The organism is Olleya sp. Ti.3.14, assembly GCF_038154885.1.
In the GTDB taxonomy this organism is placed as follows: Bacteria; Bacteroidota; Bacteroidia; order Flavobacteriales; family Flavobacteriaceae; genus Olleya.
The window spans coordinates 123,450-141,301 of record NZ_JBAKAO010000004.1; the positions used below are offsets into that span (position 1 = coordinate 123,450).

Annotated in this window: 19 protein-coding genes; 4 read left to right on the forward strand and 15 right to left on the reverse strand. The window is 30.9% G+C overall.

The window, feature by feature from the left end; translation table 11 throughout:
* Nucleotides 1-51: 51 nt before the first annotated feature.
* From V6251_RS07910 to V6251_RS07935, 6 genes are read right to left on the reverse strand one after another with little or no spacing between them, the layout of a single operon-like run.
* Nucleotides 52-741 carry a hypothetical protein gene (locus V6251_RS07910; RefSeq protein ID WP_341587751.1) on the reverse strand — a complete coding sequence of 230 codons (690 nt, stop codon included), beginning with the start codon at nt 739-741 and terminating at the stop codon, nt 52-54.
* A complete protein-coding gene (locus V6251_RS07915; protein ID WP_341587753.1) occupies nt 738-1,454 on the reverse strand; it encodes a hypothetical protein in 717 nt (238 codons plus the stop codon). Before V6251_RS07915 ends, V6251_RS07910 begins: the two co-directional genes overlap by 4 nt.
* Before the next feature lie 6 nt (nt 1,455-1,460).
* Nucleotides 1,461-2,141: a hypothetical protein gene (locus tag V6251_RS07920; RefSeq protein WP_341587754.1), complete on the reverse strand. Its 681-nt coding sequence runs from the start codon at nt 2,139-2,141 to the stop codon at nt 1,461-1,463.
* Nucleotides 2,142-2,144: 3 nt separating this feature from the next.
* Nucleotides 2,145-2,768: a hypothetical protein gene (locus V6251_RS07925; protein ID WP_341587756.1), complete on the reverse strand. Its 624-nt coding sequence runs from the start codon at nt 2,766-2,768 to the stop codon at nt 2,145-2,147.
* 2 nt (nt 2,769-2,770) lie between these two features.
* Complete coding sequence (locus tag V6251_RS07930) at nt 2,771-3,421, reverse strand: hypothetical protein (RefSeq protein WP_341587758.1); 651 nt, start codon at nt 3,419-3,421, stop codon at nt 2,771-2,773.
* A gap of 1 nt (nt 3,422) precedes the next feature.
* Nucleotides 3,423-3,761: a PadR family transcriptional regulator gene (locus V6251_RS07935; protein ID WP_028282474.1), complete on the reverse strand. Its 339-nt coding sequence runs from the start codon at nt 3,759-3,761 to the stop codon at nt 3,423-3,425.
* Between the two features lie 110 nt (nt 3,762-3,871).
* Between V6251_RS07935 and V6251_RS07940 the strand changes: the two genes are divergently transcribed.
* Nucleotides 3,872-4,927, forward strand: a complete 1,056-nt coding sequence (locus V6251_RS07940; RefSeq protein WP_341587760.1) for a ferredoxin--NADP reductase — start codon at nt 3,872-3,874, stop codon at nt 4,925-4,927.
* A gap of 197 nt (nt 4,928-5,124) precedes the next feature.
* Here V6251_RS07940 and V6251_RS07945 read toward each other — a convergent pair whose 3' ends face one another.
* On the reverse strand, nt 5,125-6,150 hold the full coding sequence (locus V6251_RS07945; protein WP_341587762.1) for a glycosyltransferase family 9 protein: 1,026 nt from the start codon (nt 6,148-6,150) through the stop codon (nt 5,125-5,127).
* Between the two features lie 36 nt (nt 6,151-6,186).
* A complete protein-coding gene (locus V6251_RS07950; RefSeq protein ID WP_341587764.1) occupies nt 6,187-6,795 on the reverse strand; it encodes a DUF4254 domain-containing protein in 609 nt (202 codons plus the stop codon).
* A gap of 111 nt (nt 6,796-6,906) precedes the next feature.
* Here V6251_RS07950 and upp point away from each other — a divergent pair, with 111 nt between their 5' ends.
* Entirely contained in the window at nt 6,907-7,566 is a 660-nt protein-coding gene (upp, locus tag V6251_RS07955) for a uracil phosphoribosyltransferase (protein ID WP_341587765.1), read from the forward strand.
* Here the strand turns inward: upp and V6251_RS07960 are convergent.
* Nucleotides 7,555-8,478, reverse strand: a complete 924-nt coding sequence (locus V6251_RS07960; RefSeq protein WP_341587767.1) for a DUF6427 family protein — start codon at nt 8,476-8,478, stop codon at nt 7,555-7,557. The genes upp and V6251_RS07960 overlap by 12 nt on opposite strands.
* Before the next feature lie 46 nt (nt 8,479-8,524).
* Here V6251_RS07960 and V6251_RS07965 point away from each other — a divergent pair, with 46 nt between their 5' ends.
* Nucleotides 8,525-8,752 carry a DUF6341 family protein gene (locus tag V6251_RS07965; protein WP_341587768.1) on the forward strand — a complete coding sequence of 76 codons (228 nt, stop codon included), beginning with the start codon at nt 8,525-8,527 and terminating at the stop codon, nt 8,750-8,752.
* 3 nt (nt 8,753-8,755) lie between these two features.
* On the opposite strand, the gene purD is transcribed toward V6251_RS07965, so the two are convergent.
* Entirely contained in the window at nt 8,756-10,027 is a 1,272-nt protein-coding gene (gene purD, locus V6251_RS07970; protein ID WP_341587769.1) for a phosphoribosylamine--glycine ligase, read from the reverse strand.
* A gap of 112 nt (nt 10,028-10,139) precedes the next feature.
* Here purD and V6251_RS07975 point away from each other — a divergent pair, with 112 nt between their 5' ends.
* The gene (locus tag V6251_RS07975; protein WP_341587771.1) at nt 10,140-11,447 is read left to right on the forward strand and encodes a phenylacetate--CoA ligase family protein; all 1,308 of its coding nucleotides are present in this window, start codon (nt 10,140-10,142) and stop codon (nt 11,445-11,447) included.
* Between the two features lies 1 nt (nt 11,448).
* Here the strand turns inward: V6251_RS07975 and V6251_RS07980 are convergent, their stop codons facing one another.
* The 5 genes from V6251_RS07980 to V6251_RS08000 all read right to left on the reverse strand — a co-directional run bounded on the left by V6251_RS07980 (nt 11,449) and on the right by V6251_RS08000 (nt 17,846).
* Nucleotides 11,449-14,106, reverse strand: coding sequence for a carboxypeptidase-like regulatory domain-containing protein (locus V6251_RS07980; RefSeq protein WP_341587773.1), 2,658 nt, complete (start codon nt 14,104-14,106; stop codon nt 11,449-11,451).
* A 2-nt stretch (nt 14,107-14,108) separates the two neighbouring features.
* Entirely contained in the window at nt 14,109-14,942 is an 834-nt protein-coding gene (locus V6251_RS07985) for a GLPGLI family protein (RefSeq protein ID WP_341587775.1), read from the reverse strand.
* A gap of 66 nt (nt 14,943-15,008) precedes the next feature.
* Nucleotides 15,009-15,308, reverse strand: coding sequence for a hypothetical protein (locus V6251_RS07990; RefSeq protein ID WP_341587777.1), 300 nt, complete (start codon nt 15,306-15,308; stop codon nt 15,009-15,011).
* A gap of 349 nt (nt 15,309-15,657) precedes the next feature.
* Nucleotides 15,658-16,434, reverse strand: a complete 777-nt coding sequence (locus tag V6251_RS07995) for a glycosyltransferase family 2 protein (RefSeq protein ID WP_341587779.1) — start codon at nt 16,432-16,434, stop codon at nt 15,658-15,660.
* A 2-nt stretch (nt 16,435-16,436) separates the two neighbouring features.
* Nucleotides 16,437-17,846: an exopolysaccharide biosynthesis polyprenyl glycosylphosphotransferase gene (locus V6251_RS08000; protein ID WP_341587781.1), complete on the reverse strand. Its 1,410-nt coding sequence runs from the start codon at nt 17,844-17,846 to the stop codon at nt 16,437-16,439.
* Between the last annotated feature and the right edge of the window lie 6 nt (nt 17,847-17,852).

Genomic DNA, 17,852 nt, shown 5'->3' on the forward strand with positions numbered 1-17,852 from the left:
TTGTTATTGTTTGGTTGGTTTAATAGATAAGTATACAAATGTGCAAAAATGTTACAAACAAAATTCTGGATAGGTCTGGTTTAAAAGTTGTTCTGCTTTGTTTGGTATAACTTCAAAACTAATGTACATCCAAAGGCAAAACAGTGTAGAAAAAATAGACAAGCCCAGAACAATGTAAGGATAACTAAAAATATTACCAGAAAAATTATACCATTGTGGCAACTGAGTTAGTAAAACTATTGCAGAACCTCCTGCTTGTTTAAATATTATTTCTTCTAACATCCATTTTTTATTAGACAATGCTTTACGTTGTTTAAATTGTTTTTTTAGTTGTATGCTTTTGTAGATTGTAAAAACACATATTATTACAAAAAGACCAATTAAAAACGATTTTGCAAAAATTGTAGACAACCCTAAATAAATACCAAAAAACAAAGCTAGCGTAGTAATTAATTTAGGAAACGTAAACCATTGCTTTAGCTCTGTCCACAGATATTTAAAGTAGCGCTTATTCATTGCCTTTTGACGACGTTCTAACACGTCCATAAAACCAAAGACTCCAAATTTTTTGAAGGCTTGGTCTCTAGCCTCTTCAAACGATATATCTGGTTGTGTTTGCCATACAGACTCTATATCGTTTGCTAAGTGATCTACTAACTCGGTTTGTAAATCATAATGCTCAACGTAGTGTTGTCTTGTAAAGGCGTATAGGTTTTGTATTTGAGGTTGGGTTAACTTCATATTAAATTATGCTGTTGCTTATAATCATTAAAAATTTCTAAATATACTTTCAAACCTGATCGCACTAATGGATAGAACATAATGGTTAATATAAATAAAATGTAATAGGGCTTACTGGCTTCATCATCATAAAAACTATTAAAAAATAACAGCACCAAATTGTAGGTATTCCATGGTAATCCAATTATCCCAATGGATAATACAATATTTAAAGATCGTCTTGCCATTTTACTCATAGCCGAATGGTAACCACTATATAAAGTAGGTATTGTTAAAATTATAAATCCTAAGATCAAAGTTGCCTTAAAATTAAAAATAAAACAGAGGTAAAACATCACACAAAATAAAACATACTCTAGTAAAAACTTTGGCGATTTAAGTAGTTGTTTCAACCCTTGCCAATGTAACCGTCTATACTTTTTACCTATGTCTTTTTGCTTTTGTTTTTCAAAATCCTTGAACCCCTGGTTGTCGACATACAAACCTTGTTTCAGTAACTTACCATGATAAATACCATGTACTTTAGTTTGGTTACCAAACGCTTGATGGGTTACCAGTAAGGCTTTATCAAAAGACATCCCATTAATATTCATATGATCCTCTACTGACAATGCAATATGGTCTAACAATTCTAATCGTACATCCCAGTATTTTACCTCATTTTTAATGAGGTAATTATCGATGTATTGTATTTGCTCTTTGGTTAACTTCATTAAAAATTATGCTGCTATTTTATATTGATAATACAATGCTTTTTGGTCTTTATAAATGTATCTTGACACAACTTCCGACGCAATACAAAATAGAAAAGAAATCACCCACAAAACAATAAACCAAAGTACGCCTTGACCTTCAATTAAACTTGATTTAAAAAGTGTTAGAGATAAACTAAATAACTGAGCCAACAGGTTTACAAACTGTGAAACGGATTGCATATAACTTAATGACAAATGTTTTTTATTGTCTATTGTTTTACGTCTATAAGACCACCAAAATGAAAGGATAGTAAAAGCAAATAATACACCTACTAAACTATTAAAAAAGTATACTTTAACCTCAACAACATTAAAAAGGGTGATTAATACATACATTAAAGCTGCTGTAATAATAATTTTAGGCAAACTAAAAAAGGATATTAGGTACTTAAAAACCCTTTTATAAAAAGATTTTTCAATTTGCTTAGTTCTATTAGTTATTAACGGTCTGAAGCCTTTTGTCCCAAAAGCTATTTTCGCTTTTGTTACTGCATCCTCAAAAGGCAACTTCGGATTGTCTTCTAAAATTTGAGCAGTAGCGTCAGCCAAATGATCCACCAATTCGATTTTCAAATCAAACCATTCTATACCGCTTTTTTCAACATAGGTATCTATATATTGTATTTGGTCTTTGGTTAAATTCATGATTTAGATAATAGTTTTTGAATACTCTAAAATCTTATTCTTTTTGTTACGCAACTCGATGCCTCCAGCAATGTTAAATAAAATTGCTAAAAACCAAAAGGCGATAAAAAAATATTGGTTTTCTAACCATGGTTTAGCTGCTCCCATAGTGTATAAAAATAAAGATGGTAAAGCCATTATTGAATATAAAGGCTGTGCCATTTGCAACTTTTTAAAAGTTTTAAGATGAGAAAAACCCGTTATAAGCGCCCAAAAATGTATAATTGACAGACTAACTATAAGTATTAAAGTAAATACTTTATTTGGCTGAAACTGCTGCATCCAATACACTGCAAATCCAAATACTATAGTAAAGGGAAGATAGTTAGGCTTATAAAAAAACATAGCCAAACGTCTCCACATTTCTCTTTGATAACTCCAATGGATTGTTTTTTGACGTTTCTTTTCAAAATCTTGAATAAAATCTATTTTAGATTTAAGATAATCTTCTAACTGTTGGTTTTTATTAGATGCTTCAAAATCTGAAGCTAAATGATCAATAAGCTCCAATCTAACATCTACATACTTTACCTTAAGTTTAATTAGGTAGTTATCAATTTGGTTTATTTGGTTTTTAGTTAGCTTCATTATTAAACAAGTCTTTTATATTCCTTTTTGTAGTTTATCATAATACTAACAGCTGTTTTTACAAACGTATAAATCAGTGTACAAGATATTGCAAACACTCCTACTGCAATCCAATGACCACTTTCTGATTCAGCGTGATACTTCGTTAATAAATGCAAAGCATTAACCACTTGAAACAAAAACACATATACAAATCCAATACGCTCTACACCAGAAAATCGATCATAATTAAATACCCTTAATACAACTAAATAAACAAATCCTAAGACAATAAATGACAGTAATGGAAAACTAAAAACAGCAGTCTCAATGGTTTCAAAACCAAAATTATTAATAAATAAACGAGCGCTAATTATGACACCTAAAAACACTAAAAGACTATTAATGGTTAGCATATTTATCCAAATTAGTTTCAATAAACTATTGTAAGTGTTTCTTAAAAAACCCTCATTATCGTGTAATAATCTAGTTTTATTACTAATCATGTACGCTTTAAAAGCATCATAAAAAGACAATTCATTGCTTAACTCTAATTCAGCCTCTAATGCAGAAGCAATGTGGTCCACCATTTCCATTCTAATATCTGCAAAATGGATTTCAGAATTCTCTAAATAAGTATCTATAAATTGTATGTTTTCTTTACTCAACTTCATACTAATCCAAGCTTAATTTAGGATTCATAAACGTTTCCATGGTTTTAATGTAATCCTTAAGTTCCTCCAATTTACTAACCGTTTCTTTATTGCCTTTTTCAGTAAGCTTGTAGTATTTACGTAAACGATTATCAACTTTTTTGACCTCGACATCTAATAATCCCTCAGCTTCCAGCTTATGCAAAGCAGGATACAAAGCACCTTCGGTAATATTAAGTTCACCTTTAGTTATTGCTTTCACTTTTTGCGTCATTTCGTAACCGTACATTTTTTCACTTTCATTTAAAAGCTTTAAAATAATTGTGGTCAGACTACCCTTATATAATTTTGAATTTGCCATATTACAAACATACATAATTTTCTTATGCATAATAAACTTATGTATTAATTTTTTTCTAAACAGAAGGCAAAACGGTAAAGCTTCATTATTTTTACATAAAAATTTAAACCATGTCTCAATTTAATACACTAACTATTTCGGATATCACACGTCAAACAGACCAATGTGTTACGTTGACTTTTGCTGTACCTGATAATTTAAAACAAGACTATGCCTTTAAAGCAGGTCAATATATTACACTAAAAACTAAAATTAACGACGCGGAAGTAAGACGTGATTACTCATTATGTTCTTCTCCGTCAAGCGGAATACTAACCGTTGCGGTTAAAGCAGTACCAAACGGAACCTTTAGTACTTATGCCAACAGCAGTTTAAAAGCTGGTGACACATTAGACGTTGCAAAACCACAAGGACGTTTTGTTTTTGAACCAAAAGCATCCGAGGAACGTACTATTGCAGCATTTGCAGCAGGAAGCGGAATTACACCAATTTTAAGTATTGCAAAAACAGTATTAGAGCAAGAACCTAAAAGCCACTTTATATTAGTTTACGGTAACAAAACGGTTAATGACACTATATTTTTAGCAGATATTTTAGCCTTACACCATCAATATCCAGAGCGTTTTTATGTACAGTTTTTATATAGCCAATCTCAAGAAGAGAACGCCTTATTTGGACGTATCGAAAAAAGTACCGTTAACCTTATTGTAAAAAACAAATATAAACACGTAACAATTGACGCGTTTTACCTTTGTGGTCCAGAAGCAATGATTAACACAGTAAAAGAGGTTTTAGTTGAAAATAATATTGCCGAAAATACTATTCATTTTGAATTATTTACTGCTGCTACACAAAATACAACAACCACTGTAGAAGCAACTGATGGTAATACACAAATAACAGTAACAGTGGATGACGAGTCAGAGACCTTTACAATGTCTCAAAAACAAACTGTATTAGAAGCTGCTTTAAAACAAGACTTAGATGCACCATATTCTTGTCAAGGTGGTGTTTGTAGTAGCTGTATTGCAAGAGTTACAGATGGTCAAGCAATAATGAGACAAAACAACATACTTACAGATGCCGAAGTGGCTGAAGGTTTAATTTTAACCTGTCAAGCACATCCTACAACACCTACATTGGTAGTTGATTATGATGATGTATAAGCCAAAATAAACATTTAAACGTTTTTTTAATACCTTTTACCGAATCACATCTAAATCTGACCTTCAAAAAATAAAACTAGTATAGTATCAGATATCTTTGACACAGATTATAACACTGAAATTTGTTAGTTTAAGGGATGATATTAATTTTATATTAGTAGTTAAAATCTAAAAGCCTCAAGAAATTGAGGTTTTTTTTATGCGTTTAAAACAGCAGCAACCTTTTCTGTAATTTGTTTAGGTAATATACTTCCAGCCACATTTTTATAATCTTCTGGATATTTATTACCATAAATAGAAGTCGGTAATTTAGGATACAGCATTTTGTCTGGTGTAATATTATAGCTTTTAGGCTGATTAAATGCTGCAAAACCTGCATATGGATGCGTAACTCCCCAAATAGTAATCACTTTAACACCAAGCATAGCTGCCAAGTGCGCATTACCAGAATCCATGCTTATCATTACATCCAAGTTAGATATTAAATCTAACTCTTGGTCTAAATTATGTTGCCCTGCAACATTTATTACAGCATCACTATTTGCTGCCAATGAGTCTAGTTTAGCTTGATCTGCTTTACCACCAAACAGAAAAATAATATAACTCTCCTTTAATATATTAATAACCTCTTGCATCTGATCCAATGGATACATTTTGGATGTATATTGTGCAAAAGGAGCAATACCAATCCATTGCTTGGTGTTTTGGTTATTTACTTTGTTTAAGATTGCATTAGGAAGTGGTTGTTTACCAGGAAAACTTGGGTTATCTAAACTAAGCTTAAAACCTAACGCTTTAAAAACGTCTGCATAACGTTGGTGTGTACTTTTTAAAGGATGAAAATTTTGCCCATTAACTAGTGCTTTCTTTTCGCTTCGACCTTTATCTATTTGTTTAAATTTTTTTCCGAAGAAAAAAAGCTTTAAAATCTTAGTTCTTAAAACATTATGTAAATCTGCAACAGCATCTATTTGTAATGCTTTTAGTTGCTTGGATAGTTTATATAATCCAAAAACACCTTTGTGCTGTTTGTTTAAATCAATAGCAAAAACCTCAACGTTTTTTAAATCTCTAAAAAAAGGAGCAAAAAACGGACGGGTTAAAACAGTTAATTTAAGGTCTGGATAATGTTGCGTTAAGGCTTGTAAAACAGGAACAGTCATAGCAACGTCTCCCATTGCAGAGAGACGTATTACTAAGATATGCTTTGGTATTTTGGACATACTAAAAACACGTGCTAAAATTACAAGTGCACGTTTTTATTTCTGATTTCTTAAAACAGGGTTAAGCTCGTCGTCATTATACATTTTCATTTGCTTATACACTTTCATGTATTTATCACCATTTTGGATATCTGATAATAAGGTATCTATAGCAGTACTTAAATCCACACGTTGTTCTAATAAAATATCTAATTTAGTTTGGCATGCAGCTTTATGCGCTTCAGATGCATCTGCTCTAGTTGCTTCTTCTTCCATATGATAAACCTTTAGTGCAAGGATAGACAATCTATCAACTCCCCAAGCTGGACTTTCAGTATTAATAGTTGCATCACTTTTAGGTGTTACATCTTTATATTGCTCTAAAAAATAGCTGTCAATATATTCTACCATATCAGTTCTGTCTTGGTTAGAGGCATCAATTTTACGTTTTAAAGTTAATGCTGCAACTGGATCAATTTGTGGATCACGAATAATATCTTCATAATGCCATTGTACAGTATCTATCCAACATTTACGGTACAATAGGTGCTCTAATAAGTGCGTGCTTTTGTCATAAATATTGGTAAACGGTTGGTCTACCGTATTAATGATATGGTACTTTTTTATAACGTCCTGGAATATTGTATTTGCTGTATCTGTAAACATATTGTTATTTTTAAGACTGTAAAATTACATAATTTAAACTGAATTTTAGGCTGTACGCGTTTTGGCTTTTTAAATATTAGAGTAACTTTACTTTTTAAAGAAAAAATTATCATGCATATTCATAATCTATCTGAACAAAATTCTATTTTAAATCAATTTATTGCTGAAATCAGAGACGTTTCTGTCCAAAACGACAGTATGCGTTTTAGAAGAAATATTGAGCGTATTGGAGAAATTTTAGGCTACGAATTAAGTAAGGCTTTAGAGTTTGAAACTAGATCTATAACAACTCCTTTAGCAACAATAATGACTGAAACCCCAAAAAACGATGTGGTTTTATGTTCAATACTTAGAGCTGGAGTCCCATTACATAATGGTTTACTAAACTATTTTGATAAATCAGAAAATGCATTTATATCTGCTTACAGACACCATTTAGATAATCCTGAATCTTTTGAAATAGTTGTCGAGTATCTAGCCTGTCCTGACCTTACTGGTAAAACATTAATACTAGCAGATCCTATGTTAGCCACAGGACAATCTTTAATTGCAACTTACAAAGCTTTAGAGCCTTTTGGAAAACCAAAAAACGTGCATATTGTAGCTGCAATTGGTGCAGAACCTGGTGTTGATTATTTAAAAAATAATTTACCAGAAGACACTAATCTGTGGATTGCTGCAATAGATAAAAGCTTAAATAATAAAGGTTATATCGTTCCTGGATTAGGAGATGCTGGCGATTTAGCTTTTGGTGCCAAACTACAACACTAATAGGGCTATTGGAATAACTAATAACAATCCTAAAAACAATTCTTTAAACCATTTTTCTTCAATAGTTTCAATGTAATTGGTAATTATTACAGCTAAAGGTGCAAAAAGAAATAAGAGTTCGCTTCCGTTTTTTTGTGGTGCAAATGCTGCTATAATGCTAGCAAAAATACAAGCTAAAAACAAGATTTTATAAGATGGTCGGTAACTTCTCATTTTCTTTTTAATATCTTTTAAATAAAACAAAGACGACCAGATCCCAAAAGATAACAACATGGTTATTGCTGTTATAAATTGTACCGAATTATAGCTGTTAAAGTCAAAATTAACTGCTGGATTTATATTTAGTGCTAAAAAATAATCATCGTAAACTACTATCGAAAAACTAATAGTCAAAACAACAACTGTTGCAAAACCAATAAACGGAACCAAGTAATATTTTACGTTAGTCTCTGAAAACAACAACATAGCAATAAACAGCAACGGGAAAAACAAAATAGCCCAAAAATAAAATAGCGACGCCATAGCAATTAAAAACCCTGAATCAAATAGCTTTTTAATTACATCTTTTTTTGACCTAACACTTATTAAACGTCTTAATGTGAGTAATATAAAAAAATTAGAGACTACAATTTTATAGTCCAAAAAGGCTTGCGGAATAGCCAAAAAAAACAGCGCAAATAATAAAATTTCGTAGTTATTTTGTTGCGATAATAAGTTTTTAGTAACTATAAAGTTAAGCAGTAATATAGACAAATACACTAAAATAAAAACAGCGATATTGGTCCAAATGGACGTTTCAGCATTAACCAAATTTGGGTACTTAAAAGGCAACAATAAAAAAGCAATTAGTGTGATACTAAAAACAATTAAAAAATTAATTGGTTTGGATTTGCTAAAAATTGTTGTAATCATTAACTCTTTTTGTATTTTTGTACTATAAATATACTATTATATAATTATGAAAGATTTTTTTGAAGCTATAGCAAGCCTTTTTGTTGACGTATTATTTGCTCCTTATGACGCATTAAGAGCCTTAGAACTAGAAAGCTGGTGGGCAGCAAACTTTATGTCTTGGATATTTATCATCATTGGTTTTGTAGCGTTTGTTTATTGGATGTTACAATTAAAAGGTTATGCAGCTAACAACGAAGAAGATAAAAGTATCTCTTCACACTCATATTTATAAAACTTATAGGTCAAAACCTATATCTTTTCTATAATTCATCTTATCAAAGTTTAGTTTATCTATACTTTGGTAAGATTTTTTTATGGCCTCTTGGTACGTATCGCCATAACTAGTTATTGCCATAACACGACCACCTGAGGTTACAATACCTCCATCTTTATTTTGTGCTCCTGCATGAAACACGATAGAGTCTTCAATATTTTCTAGACCTGTAATGACTTTTCCTTTTTCATAAGCTTCAGGATAACCACCAGATACTAACATAATTGTAGTTGCTGCTCTTGGGTCTACCTCAATAGTAATTTGATCCAAAGTTTGATTAGCAATTGCTTGAAAAACCTCTACTAAATCGTTTTTAAGTCTTGGCAATACGACTTCCGTTTCAGGATCACCTAAACGCACGTTGTACTCGATAACCTTAGGCTCATCTCCTACTTTTATCAATCCAATAAATACAAACCCTTTGTATGGTAAATTATCTTTTTGCAAACCAGCAATCGTTGGTTTAACCACTTGCGCTTCGACTTTATCCAAAAAGGCTTGGTTAGCAAAAGGAACTGGAGACACTGCTCCCATTCCGCCTGTATTTAAGCCAGTATCACCTTCGCCAATACGTTTGTAATCTTTAGCTGTTGGTAGGATTTTATAATTTTTACCATCGGTTAGCACAAAACAACTTAACTCTATTCCGTCTAAAAATTCTTCGATAACCACTTTAGTACTTGCTTGCCCAAACTTAGCATCCACAAGCATGCTTTTTAATTCGGCTTTAGCCTGATCAATATCATTTAAAATAACAACACCTTTACCTGCTGCTAATCCATCTGCTTTAAGCACAAATGGAGGATTTAAGGTTTCTAAAAACGCGTAACCATCTTCCACAGTGTCTTTATTAAAGCTTTGGTAAGCTGCTGTTGGTATGTTATGTCTATATAAAAACTCTTTTGCAAACTCTTTACTACCTTCTAAAGTTGCAGCTGCTTGTTGTGGTCCAATAACCGCTACGTTTTTAAGTGCGTTATCTGCTAAGAAAAAATCATGAATACCTAATACTAAAGGATCTTCAGGACCAACCACTACCATAGTAATTTTATTATTTAAAACCACCTCTTTTATGGCTTCAAAATCGGTTACACTAACAGGTACATTTTTAGCTATTTGTGCTGTTCCAGAGTTTCCTGGTGCTACAAAAAGCGAGCTACATTTTGGGCTTTGTTTAAGCTTCCATGCAATTGTATGTTCTCTTCCTCCTGATCCTAAAATTAAAATATTCATTGTAGTAATGTTGTGTTGTTGTTGTTTCCACAAAAATAATTATTTAAAAGAATTTGATTGACTTTAAATCCAATAGTTTTTTATTTCTTTATTTTACAGAAAATCTATTGCATTGAAACAATTTGAATGGTCTTTACGGTTAAAAGGATTTCCTGTTAATGAAGCTAAAAAAACACAAGCTATTATTGATGGGTTTACACAAGCTGATTATGCTAATTACCTAAGTAAGCAACTACAAGCCATTGTTGCGTTTCATTTAGAACACACACCATTTTACAACACTTTATGTCAAGGGATTGACACCAAAGATTGGAGTGCCTTACCTGTGTTAACCAAAGCTAACTTGCAACAACCTTTAGCTAATAGATTATCCGATAAGTATACTTTAAAAACCGTACATAAGCATAAAACCTCAGGATCTTCCGGAACCCCTTTTGAGTTTGCTAAAGACAATTTTGCACATGCTATGACTTGGGTGACGTTTATGCAACGTTATAGTTGGTTTAATATAGATTTAAACACCTCAAAACAAGCGCGTTTTTATGGCATTCCGTTAGATACCAATGGGTATTATAAAGAACGTTTAAAGGATTGGTTAGGTAACCGTTTTAGGTTTTCGGTATTTGATTTAAGTGATGCTGCTTTAAATAAAGTATTACATAAATTTAAACGTACAAAATTTAATTACATTAATGGTTACACTAGTGCTATCGTACAATTTGCAAAGTTTTTAAAACGAAATAATATTGTATTAAAAGACGTTTGTCCAACATTAACTGTTTGTATTGTCACCTCTGAAATGCTATTTGATGACGATAAAAAACTGCTTGAAACACAATTTAATATTCCTATTGTAAATGAATATGGTGCAGCCGAATTAGGGCTTATTGCTTTTGAGGACCAAGACGACAATTGGATAGTAAATACCAACCATTTATATGTCGAAATTTTAGACAATAACAACCAACCTGTCCCTTATGGTCAACCAGGTAAAATTGTGGTCACCGATTTATATAATCGTGCACACCCTTTTATACGTTATGAGCTTGGAGATTTAGGACAGTTGTCCACTAAAAGCACATTACAACGTCCAATTTTAGAATCCTTAACAGGACGTACAAGTGACTTTATTACGCTTCGAAGCGGAAAAATTGCAGCAGGCTTAACCTTTTATTATGTGACTAAAACCGTCATGACCAAAGAAGCTAATGTAAAAGAGTTTATAATTGAACAAATTGAAATTGATACCTTTAAAATTGATTATGTTGCTACCGAAGCCTTAAGTAAAACGCAGCAAAAAGCAGTACAATTAGCAGTTGACAACTACCTTGAGCCTAATTTAAATTTGATTTTTGAACAGAAAGCTGTTTTGGAACGGGAAGTTAGTGGTAAACTAAAACAGTTTAGGTCTGGATTGTAGATTAAAATCTATATTCTGCTTTTAAAAGTACCATACGTGGTAGTAATCTAACCTCTGTAGTAGAAGATCCTAAATCGCTGATAGAAAAACTAGTGTAACGCTTGGTATTAAATAAGTTTTTACCAGTTATGCCTAGCGTTAGTTTTTTATCAATCAATTTGTATTGCGTTTCAAAATCTAAAAAATAATAGGTATTATCTGTATCTAAACTCCCAAAATGATAACGTTCTGTTTTTACTTTTGCATCAAACTTTTTATTAAAGATAAAATCAAGATCTATAAAAGATTGATTATTAGTAAACTTACTATTGGCAAAGGTTTCAATTTTATTTGTTGTCCAAGCAGTACCTAAATGGTAATTAAAAACCCCTTTAAAAGCAGACCGTAACTCTAATCCATAATTATAATTACTAGACACCACTGTTCTTAAATTAGAATTATTTACGACGTTTTTAAATTCATTTTTGGTGTAACCTAAATCTAATTTTAGGTTAGATGACATAAACTTAAAATAGTAATCAAACTTGGTATTAATAGTTAAAAACTGACTGTCTTTAATAAGTGTTTTCTGTGTTTGCGTATAGTTTTGATTAATTAGGGTGTTGGTGGACAAAAAATCATGATTTTTAGTATAAAGCAGCAAGGTGTTTGCAAAAAACCGATTTGCCCAATTACCCAATTGATAATTAAGCATCACACTAGAGGCTTTTAATTGGTTAAACGTATTTGTTCCTTTATTAAACGATCTAAATCCCGTTAACACATAATTACTGTACACGTCTAACACTTTGGCATTAGCCGTATTGTAACTATAAGTGGTTTGTATTTTATTATTACTATTTATAGTCCACTCTGCACCTAGACTTGGATTAATATTAAAAGGAGTTTGTTGGGTAGACGTATTGTTACTACCTAATGTATTAAACAACTGATGCGCTTCAAGGTTACCACTTAGTGCAAAATTATCTAGTTTTATCTTGTATTTGCTTTTAAAATATAAATCGTTAACCTGATATTTAGTCTGGTTTTGATACTCTATTGGCTGATGTAACGGAACGTTATCTTCCAATAGTGTAAAACTAGTGTTTAATTTATCCTCTCTAAACTGATTACCAAGTTGCAACTCTAATAAATGTCCATTTGATTTACGATCTAAAATATGCGCATTTACACCAACAAACTGCATTTGGTTATTACTAACCTGAAAGACATTATTTGCAGTACTATACTCTGGAAATAAATCTTGATACAAAAATTGATTTATGGTGTAATTTTGTGGCTTTTTTTCGGTAATAAAACGACTTGTAAGTAACATTACCTTTTGGTCTTTAAATTTATTAGTATAGTTTAATTTTTGATCAAAAAAAGTAGTGTTTTGTTCTAAATTTTGGAGTGTAGACACACCATTAAATACTAAATTAGCATCATTATTATAATTACCACTATTGTACTTTGTGGTAGACTCTAACATTTTAGTTTTAGAAGGCTTGTAGATAACATCCACCTTTCCAAAAGCCAATTGCTTTTTATTATTCAGCTTATAATTTTCTGTGTTGGTAAAACTGTTGGTGTTGGTTATAATATTATCCACTTGATTTCTAAAAAAAGAGGTTTCATCCCAATTAAAAAAGCCTAAGGTTTTTATTTTTAATTTATCTGAAGGATTAAATATGGCGTTTAGTGACACCAACTCGGCATTATTAAAATTGGTACGTTCTTTTTTAAAATTAGAATCGGAAACCGATAAGCCTATTAAATTACTTACCGATTGATTATCGCCTGTACTTGCTGGTTGATTAAGTCTAAAAGGCTTAATTAATTGTTGAATATCTCCTGTAGCATTATAACCAATACTATTGGCATTGGCTAAAAAGTAGTATTTATTTTTTTTACCAAAATTCATCAAATTAGCCTTATAATGATAAAAACTATCGTTACCAATATTAGCCTCCAAATTACCAAACCAAATGCGTTTTGATTTTTCGTTTAATTTTAAGTTTAAAGCTACCTTATCGCTTACTTCTATATCTTTTAGCAAGTGGTTGTTGGAGTAGTTTTGTAACACCTCGACCGTTTCAATAGGATAAGCAGGCATGTTTTTGGATAATATTTTATACCCTTTTTCAAAAAGATCGTCACCATCAATCATTAATTTTTCAATCTCTTTATTACCAACTTTTATAGTGCCTTCGCTATCTATATTTAAACCTGGTATTACTTTTAGTAAATCCTCGACTGTATGTTCATTTCCTCTTGTAAAGTATTTAGTTTTAAAGGTTATGGTGTCCTTTTTTATTACCATTGGACGTTCTGATTTTATAACAACCTCTTCCAATGTAAAAGGTTGCTCTTCTAAAACTACGTTTATGGTTTTATTATTTTGAGTACCATCTAATACTAATGGAATTGTTTTGGTTTTATAGCCTAATGCATTAAAAACCATATTAAACTGACCTTGGTTTTTGGTAACCAAGGTATAGTTTCCGTTGTTATCTGAATATGTGTAATTTAAAACACGATTAGATAACGTATCTTTTATAGTTATGCTAACGGAATATAAGCTGCCATTACTATCTGAGACAGTTCCAGACAATGTTGTTTGTGAGCGACAAACGGTTTGAGACAATACTAGAAGCGTTATGAAAAGTAGTTGTTTCAATATTACTGTTGTTTGTTATCCTCCCATTCAAAAACCAACTCTCGTCCTTGTCTTTTACTATGGTCGGTAAAACCAACGGTTGTGCCTCTACCTTGTCTAGATTTAAGATTGTTTTTTAAATTATTCATTTTTTTATTAAATACCTCTTCTCTTAACGCTACAAATGCTTTTAAACCAATGTTTACATCGTGCTTGTCTTGATTAAGTGTCTTTTCATTAATCGTTTTTTTAGTTATTTTAGTAACAATCCATTCGTATTTATGTGTTTGGTCATACATATCTAAAATTAGACCTGGTAATCCATGAAACTTCCATGGTCCAAAAGTTATTGGGATGTCATTAGTATACCATGCTATATAATTTCGACCTCTAAAACTTGTTGTAGCTTTATTGCACATATATGTGCCAATTTTAAGGGTATCTGGATGGCTTAAATCCCAATCTAGTTTTGGAAGTGCTTCCGTTACTAAATACGTTTTACTATCAAAGGTTATATTCTCTGTAGACGATAACTTATGTGTATTAAGATTTACAAAGTTTCGTTTTATAACATTTTTTTTACCAATAACAATTGTTTCGTTTATCTCCGAATCATTAGTATCATCCTTTTGTTTGCGATCTTCATCAAGCGGAATTTCGTAATAATTAGATTTATTTTCTTTTAAATATGGGATTAAAATTCCTTTTTTAGAAATTGGTACATAGTTGTTAAAATTAACCGTGTATTCTATTTGGTATTGGTTGCTAAGCGAATCTGACAGACTTGTTTTGTCTGAATTTTGTGCACTTATAAGCTGTATTGAAAATAATAAAGCAATTAAAATTTTAATTTTCATGATTGATTGATTTATTAAAACAGCAATAGTATATCATGAGATATACCATTGCTGATTAATTAAAGATTAACCGAATAATTCATTATAAGTTTCATAAGTGTCGTCAATTAATTCGTTTGAAGCTCCTTTACAAGTTCCAGATGATATTGTAACGGTATAATGAACAGACATTATTAAATTTCCTTCTGCATCAACCACGTTGTGAGTAATGCTACAAGTTTTAAAATATATCCCATCGAAGGAAAATTCATAAAATGAATTTTTTTCTATTGAATTATCTACAGAAGGCAATTTTACAATATCGTTATGAGCCGATGCAAAAGATGTTATTAACATAAGTGCAAAAACAAAAATTAATTTTTTCATAATTTCTAAAATATTAAACCAGTTACATTGTTTAAACTGGTTGATAATTAATTAAGTTATTAGTCGATATTTAAATTAATAGTTGTCGCTATTAAATTTGTAATAAGTTGTCGAAAAAATAAAAAAACAAGTGCTTGTTAGAGATTAATCTTGCGTCTCTAGCTAGTAGTTAAAATTGACAACGTTTAACTATTATACTATTAACAAACCGAAGCTAAATCTAAAAAATAAAATATTGATATTTTAATCGTTTTTTTTTGCGATTTATCGAAAACAACATGTTTCGCTCATTTTGTGTTGTGGTTAAAACCACACATAATCAAATGTTTAGCAAAATACAGTGCATAAACTATTGTTTAGTAGATACAATTAGTCTTGACTTAACAAAAAAATGTTCGTAAATAAAAATAACCATCCTGTATATGGATTTTATTGTTGAAAATCCTAAGCCTTTTTTATACACCCAATAGTTATGTTTTAATAACTCTAATTTATTAGAAGAAATAGAGTTTGCTCTGACACGATAATATGCTAATGGCTGTTGGATACCTAGAGCAGGTTTACCAGACTTTTTGATGGCAGACAACCATAGTAACCAATCCTGTCGTTTGCGTAGGTTAGGCGCTGTTATTTTACCTAAGGCTTTGGCATTATACATTCCGGTAAGATTACCTATGTAATTAGTTTTTAAATATTTTTTATAACTGAGTTGTGGTAATGCTTTTACTAACTTGTTTAATGATTGTCCTGCCTCATTAATCTGTTTGTAACTACTAAAACTTACATCACAATTTTGGGTTAGCATAACATTAACTTGAATTTCCAATTTATTAGGCATCCACAAATCATCTGCATCTAAAAAAGCAATAAAATCGCCTTGTGAAGCTTCAATACCTTTATTTCTGGATATTGCTGCGCCTGCATTAGTTGCATTTGATAGTAATTGGATATTATCATGCATGGCAACATATTTTTTTACTAATGCAATGGTGTTATCTGTTGAGCAGTCGTCTATTAGCCATAACTCCCAATTAGTATAGGTCTGACCTAAAATACTTTTTATAGTCTGATCTATAAAAGCTTCTGAGTTATACATTGGTGTTATTATAGAGACTAATGGCTTCATGTTTAGTAGGCTTCTTTTTGACCTTTAAAAACGTTTATCATGGTTTGAAAAATGATTCTAATGTCTAATACTAGTGACCAATTTTCGATATAAAAATTATCATATTTAATACGGTTAATTATGTCTTCGTCATTTTTTATTTCACCTCTATAACCTTTGACTTGGGCTAATCCAGTAACGCCAGGCTTAACGTTGTGTCTAAATATAAAATTGTACTTATCAATTTTTTTTGAATAATCATCTGTATAAGATAGCATGTGTGGTCTGGGTCCAACAACACTCATGTCACCTTTTAATACATTGTAAAATTGCGGAAACTCGTCCAAACTAGTTTTACGTAAAAACTTACCAATTTTAGTTACTCGTTTATCATTTTGAGTGATATAGGTTCCTGCAATAGTTTTATTAGTTTTTAATGATCTAAATTTATAACAAGTAAACTCTTTATAATTAATTCCGTTACGTGTATGTTTATAAAACAATGGTCCTTTAGATTCTAATTTTATAACAATAAACAATAATGGGACTAGCCATGATAAGATAAAAATTATAATAAGTAAGGAAAAAACAACATCAAAAATGCGTTTAATAAATTTATTAAAATCATTATTTAATGTTACCTCTGGCATTGATAATACAGGTAGGTAATTATAATAATCTGTTTTTAATCTACTAGTAAGTAATTTGCTGGATCTTGGAATAAACTTAATGTTACAATGGTTAATCTCGGCATATTTGACATAATCATTGACTTGCTTCTCTGTCAGTTCATCAATTGCGCAATAAATCTCGTCAATACTCTTATCGTTAGATAAAAATTGAAAACTATCTGAAATATTTCCTGTATACGCTTTAGAATCTGTATTTGCAAAGGTCGCTTTAATGGTATACCCTAATTCTTTACGTTTAGTAAATAATTGTTTTAGCTCTTGTGCACCTTCATCCTTTCCAATTATAACGACACGTCTAACATTACCTTTTAAAAAGGAACGATACGATTTTAAAATATAATAGCTAACTAGTTTTGCAGTACTAATAAATAAAAACGATAGTAATAAGTATTTTAGGGTTGTAAAAGCTGGTGTATCTATACTTCTAAAAGCACCTATAAAGGCATATACGATAATACCAAAAGCTAAAAATTGCTTTATAATTAATGATATAATATTGATACTTGAAGTGTAACGATAAACCTCATAAAACCGCAATAAAGACGTCGATATCATCCAGAAAAATATTGAATACACCACATACAAAAAGTGTTTGTTATTCAATAGATCTATATCAAAATAGTAAAGACTTGATTGATTAAAGTTAAAAAAGTAAAACGCAAGTACATTAATGACAACTAGGTCAAAAATGATAAGTGCAGGTCTAAGTAACCAAGAGTACCTTCCGCGTTTATACTCCATAAAAAA